Genomic DNA, 5,433 nt, shown 5'->3' on the forward strand with positions numbered 1-5,433 from the left:
ACTCGCTTATATCTCCCCAATCAAAAAAAATCAAAAATGATCAAATCAGTGTAATCAGCGAAATCATCAAAATCCTGAGCCAGACAAAATCCGCGTATCGCCGAAGGCGATCCCCGCGTCACCGGAAGGGTTTGAAAGAAACGTGCTGCGCAAGCGCCAGCATGGGGCGGTCGCCTTCACTATCGCCGTAGGCATATATTTCGTGGAAATTTTCCAGGCGGTAAGCTTCACGGATGCGTGTTACTTTTTCGGCACCGTTACAGTTGATTCCCTGGATCTTACCGGTGAGGCATTTATTTTTTACTTCGAGGCGGGTAGCCAGGCAAACGATGTTTTCCTGCCTGCACCATGGCGCTACCCAGTCCTGTGCGGAAGCAGAAACTACCACTACGTGATGACCCTTCCGCTGGTGATCCCGTATAGCGGTCAATGCCTGCGGACGGATCAGCGAGGGTAATTGTTCCCGGCAAAAGCGTTCACACCCCGCAGAAAAATCTGCGGCAGGCATCTCCCCAAAAAAATACCCGAGTACTTCTTCCTTCATTTCCTGTGCCGGTAACATCTTTAATTTAAAACGCAGCAGCTGTGGCAACAGTTGCACCACACCGGCATACATAGCGGCGCGGCCCCTGTGATAGCGGATAATTTCCCACAGGGTATCCCGGGTGGTGATAGTACCATCGAAGTCAAAAAAGGCAATGGTCACAAGGACAATTTTTTGAAAATACCTTCAGGTATGAGTTTAATAATGAGCATAATGTATTTCCAATGCCACTTTACATACAGCACATTCTTTTTTCGTTTCACTGCTTTAAAGATCACGGTAGCCACGGTTTCCGGTTGTGCGGTGAGCAGCGGGGGAAGGGGCAGGTGACTGGTCATACGGGTGTTCACAAAGCCGGGCTGCACACTCATCACGTGAACGCCACTACGAAAAAGCCGGTTTCTCAGTCCGCTAAGATAAGCCGTAAAACCGGCTTTTGCGCTACCATATATATAATTGCTCTGCCGTCCTCTTTCACCGGCTACTGAGCTGATACCGATAATGGTTCCCTGTTTCCTGGCCTCGTAGCTTTCTGCTACAATATTCAATATGGAAACGGCGCCGGTATAATTACTGTTGATGATAGTGGCTGCTTCCTGCCAGTTTTCCTGTGCTTTTTCCTGGCTGCCCAGGTAACCGAAAACACAGATGGTGATATCCGGAACCGCCGGCAGGCCGGCGTAAAAGGCATTGTGTGAGCCAAAGTCGGCGGCATCAAACAGGTGCGTGGTGGCGTTAACGTTATAACGTACCTGAAGATCCTTTTGTTGTGGAACCAGAGCCGCAGTATTCCTGCCGGCCAGCTGTATATCATATTTTTCAGACGCAAACTTCCGGGCAATGGCAACCGCCATGTCTGAACCTGCGCCAAGTATTAAAAGGGTAGGCATGAGAGGTATTGGTTAATCAGGGAAAATTATTTCGTCAATAATAAACGTTCTGATTGCAGGGATTCAAAACGCGCGTCACTGTTATATTGTTTTACAATTTCGGCAAACCGGCCGGCATTGGGGTAGCTGTTCCAGAAAATTTCCCGCTTCATCCTGGCGTCTTTCGAGAGGTACAAACGGCCGCCATATTGCAGTACTATTTTATCCAGCTCATCCAAAAATTCAAACAACCCCTTCCGGATCGGGAAATCCAGCGCCAGGGTATATCCCTCCATCGGGAAGGAAATAAGACTGTCCTGTTTGCCAAACACCTTTAACACCGCCAGGAACGAGCCCCATCCTTTTTCACTGATCTTTTGCAGAATGGCTATCAGGCCGTCTTTTTGCTCCAGGGACACCACGAACTGGTATTGTACAAAGCCGGCCTTGCCATAACCGCGGTTCCAGTGCAGGATGGCGTCCAGCGGATAAAAGAAAGGTTCATAAGGGATCACCTTATGCATTACCTTTTTATAATTCTTCCCGTAATATAACCAGTTGAAGGCCTTTACTGTAAATGTATTGAGTACAAAGGAGGGGAGGTTGAAGGGTACTGTGAGTTTTCGTTTAGCCGGCAAGGTAAGCGGGGCTTCTTTTTGTTTGGCGTTCAGTTCATCCGGGGTGGCATGTTCGCCAACAATGAGGATACTCCGGCCAAAGGAATCGCCTTTCTGCAGGCAATCGATCCATGCCATAGAGTAGGTATAGTGCTTATATTCATCAAACAGCCGGATCACTTCCTCCAGGTTTTTAGCTTTTAGTTGTGTTTGCCGGATATAAGCGGTGCTGATCTTTTTAAGCCCGAATTTTACACGGGTGATCACGCCGGTAAGACCCATACCGCCACAGGTGGCCCAGAACAGGTCTGCATGTTGCGTGGCGGAGCAGCAAACCGTTTCGCCGCTGGCCGTTAATACATCCATGTCAATGATATGCCCGGAAAATGCACCATCCACATGATGGTTCTTGCCATGAACATCGGAGGCCACGGCGCCGCCTACGGTAATATATTTGGTGCCGGGGGTAACCGGTAAAAACCATCCTTTGGGAACAATAATATCCAGTATCTGGTCCAGTGTTACACCCGCCTGCACATCCATCACGCCGGCGGCGGTATCAAAAGAAAGCATCTTATCGTACTTCAGCATGGAGATGCTGTGTTTGCCCAGGGAGGCATCGCCGTAGCAGCGGCCGTTACCCCGGGCAATCATATGGGTATTGGCTACCACATAATTGCGAAGTTCGTCTTCCCGGGTAAAAGCATGTTCGTCGCTGGCAACAGCAGGGAAGTTCCCCCAGTTGGCTAACCGTTTTTGCATTATTCAAAAAATGTTTTATCTGTCGGTAAATAAATTAATACATAAAAACTCAGGACCCACAGGAGGATGGTTAATTGAATAAAACGGTCTTTATATAGGATTTTGGTGGGAGAACCTGTACTGTTCTCCACGTAGGTTATTTGCAAATATCGTAATAATCCGCCAATTACAAACAGGGTTGTGTAATAAAGACGGTAGGTATGAAACCTGGCCTGTGTTTCAGGTGAAATAGTATACATCAGGTAAGATACGATGATCACTGCCGAAACAAGGGCCAGCATTACGTTGAGGAAGTCGAGGTTATACCCCTTGGCGGCTTTCCGCATTTCCTTCCCTGAATCCATTTTGATAAGGATATCGTCCCGGCGTTTGGCAATGGCCATAAAAAGCGCCAGCAGGAACACCATGATCACCAGCCATTCCGAGATGGCCAGTTTGGCGGCTACGCCACCGGCCTTCACGCGCAGTACAAACCCGGTAGAGAGGATCAGGATGTCAAGAATAGAGATATCTTTCAGCCCAAGGCAATACAGCAGGTTCAGTACAAAATAGGTGCTCAGTACAAACACAAACTTCTGGCCTACCAGGATGCCGAGTGCATAGCCGGCAAAAATACAGATCACAAACAAAGCCAGGGCCGCCGGTTTGCTGATACTGCCGGAAGCCAGGGGGCGCTTACATTTCACCGGGTGCTGCTGGTCGGCCTCAATATCACGGTAATCGTTGAGTATGTAAATACTACTGGCAATGAGGCTGAAGGCGCAAAAAGCCACTGCCAGGTCCAGTAGTTTCGACGTATTAAAGATCTCTCCTGCAAAGAACAGGGGGATAAACAGGAAGGCATTCTTTACCCAGTGTTTGGGTCTTAACAGCGTTAAAAATTTCACGGAACCTGGAGTTGTTTGGTCAGTTAGATGGGCCTAAATTACAATTTATTCGATTACTTTTGCAGCCATTCATATTACTGAATAATCAGCTTTTACAGCGAATCCCAATCTACTATGCCCAAATTTTCATTGAAAGGCAGTCGCCCTGCCATTGCAGAAAGCATCATTATCATCGCATTGGCCCTGGTACCGTTATTTGTAACATTCCCGTACCGTGTTAATATTTTCCTCTCCTGGGAAGGCGCTTACCGTATATCGTCGGGGCAAATTCCGTTCAGGGATTTCGGGACGCCGCTCGGTTATGGGTTCTGGATTTTCCCTGCTCTCTTCTTTAAACTGTTCGGGCCTGAACTCATTTCCCTGGTAAAAGCGCAGGTGCTCCTGAATATCATGGCCGGCTTCGCCTTCCGGTCCATCATGAAGAGTATGGGAGTGCAACCGGGCGTGCGACTGCTATCTGTTCTGGTATTTGTACTGTCTTATTCCTTCTTTAACTTCTGGCCCTGGTATAATCATACGGTGATCGTATTTGAGCTGGTAGGACTCAGCTTCCTGTTCCGGGCCTTGTTTTCAGATAGCCGTATACGTAAGTACGGCAATATGCTGGTGGCTGCCTTCTTTATTTTCCTGTCTGTTTTCACCAAGCAGGATGGAGGCGGAATGGCCTTTATGTTATGCCTTGTGTTCGTGGCTTATAACAGCTTACAAACCCGGCGCTGGCTGGACCTGCCCATTTTTGTGGGCATGTTTGCCCTGGTGGCGGCTATCATGATCCTGCCCCTTATGCCGGGGTTTGGTTACTGGTTTAACCACGGGCAGCCGCCGCACAGCTCCCGCCTGGCTGTCAACGATTTTACGGATGAAATATTCGGCAGCTCCAACTGGATCAAAGCATACGTGGTGCTGGTGGTGTTATGTATGGTGGCAAAAGTAAAGGAATGGGGGGCCTGGTTACAGCAGCGCCGGGAAGTATTGTTTGCATTGCTTACGCTGGGTATATTGGGAGAAGCTGCCATTTTCCAGGTAACCAGTTATACACCGCCGGACAATAACATCTTTTTCCACAGTTTTGCGTTTGCCTTTATTGCTTCTTATTTATTTGAATTACTGAAGATAAATATCAATTCGTTCCGTCCTTTGCTGGGAGCTACTTTTCTTGTGCTCTTCTGGTGGTCTGGCACCTGGTGGAAATACATAGGCCGGTTTACCGACCGGTTGTTCCCTGCACAGGAAGCCGCCGCCGCAGGTCCTGGTCATGAGAACGTGGTGAACCGCCATAATTACATGCTGAACAACGACACTACCGATGTGCCGGTATCATCCTGGGTATATTCCAACCTGAAGCCTTTCCGCAAAATATACATGCCTGCATCTACAGTGAAAGGGATGGAGAACATTATGGCGCTCCCCGTGGTGACTGAAAAGAAAGGCGACATCAAAGTATTGAACATGTCGGAGCTAACCCCGCTGGCAGCTGCGATGCCTTATAAACTGGAAACCGGTCCGGATTATCCTTTATGGTATCACCTGGGAGTTGGAATGTTTAACCGGCAGCTGGCTACCTTCACACAGAAAATAAGGGACCATCATTACGACCTGGTGATCTACGAATATGCCCCCACATTAAACAACTTTTATCCCTTTGCATTGAGGTGTGAACTGAAGCAACACTACCACCAGGTAGACAGTTTTCTTGCACCAAGAAGACCTACAAATGCAATTATAGAAGTATATGTAAAATAAATTATGTATCT

At 48.1% G+C, this 5,433-nt stretch carries 5 protein-coding genes; 1 reads left to right on the forward strand and 4 read right to left on the reverse strand.

Translation table 11 applies throughout. From position 1 onward, the window contains the following. Nucleotides 1–118: 118 nt before the first annotated feature. Genes VN105_RS25005 through VN105_RS25020 form a run of 4 tightly spaced genes read right to left on the reverse strand, consistent with a single transcriptional unit; the run spans nucleotide 119 to nucleotide 3,679 of the window. Nucleotides 119–706 (reverse strand): HAD family hydrolase, encoded by a 588-nt coding sequence (locus tag VN105_RS25005; RefSeq protein ID WP_325645377.1) that lies wholly within the window; start codon nucleotides 704–706, stop codon nucleotides 119–121. Beyond that, nucleotides 703–1,434, reverse strand: coding sequence for an SDR family oxidoreductase (locus VN105_RS25010; protein ID WP_325645379.1), 732 nt, complete (start codon nucleotides 1,432–1,434; stop codon nucleotides 703–705). Before VN105_RS25010 ends, VN105_RS25005 begins: the two co-directional genes overlap by 4 nt. A gap of 26 nt (nucleotides 1,435–1,460) precedes the next feature. Next, on the reverse strand, nucleotides 1,461–2,792 hold the full coding sequence (locus VN105_RS25015; RefSeq protein WP_325645381.1) for an FAD-binding oxidoreductase: 1,332 nt from the start codon (nucleotides 2,790–2,792) through the stop codon (nucleotides 1,461–1,463). Continuing rightward, the gene (locus tag VN105_RS25020; RefSeq protein ID WP_325645383.1) at nucleotides 2,792–3,679 is read right to left on the reverse strand and encodes a decaprenyl-phosphate phosphoribosyltransferase; all 888 of its coding nucleotides are present in this window, start codon (nucleotides 3,677–3,679) and stop codon (nucleotides 2,792–2,794) included. Before VN105_RS25020 ends, VN105_RS25015 begins: the two co-directional genes overlap by 1 nt. A 114-nt stretch (nucleotides 3,680–3,793) precedes the next feature. Between VN105_RS25020 and VN105_RS25025 the strand changes: the two genes are divergently transcribed. Then, nucleotides 3,794–5,422 carry a hypothetical protein gene (locus VN105_RS25025; protein ID WP_325645385.1) on the forward strand — a complete coding sequence of 543 codons (1,629 nt, stop codon included), beginning with the start codon at nucleotides 3,794–3,796 and terminating at the stop codon, nucleotides 5,420–5,422. Nucleotides 5,423–5,433 lie beyond the last annotated feature (11 nt).

The sequence above is a fragment of the Chitinophaga sp. genome (assembly GCF_035564935.1).
GTDB lineage: Bacteria > Bacteroidota > Bacteroidia > Chitinophagales > Chitinophagaceae > Chitinophaga.

Coding starts and splice junctions, on each gene's coding strand:
- VN105_RS25010 (WP_325645379.1), bottom strand. CDS start 1,434: ATGCCTACCCTTTTAATACTTGGCGCAGGTTCAGACATGGCGGTTGCC.
- VN105_RS25025 (WP_325645385.1), top strand. CDS start 3,794: ATGCCCAAATTTTCATTGAAAGGCAGTCGCCCTGCCATTGCAGAAAGC.
- VN105_RS25015 (WP_325645381.1), bottom strand. CDS start 2,792: ATGCAAAAACGGTTAGCCAACTGGGGGAACTTCCCTGCTGTTGCCAGC.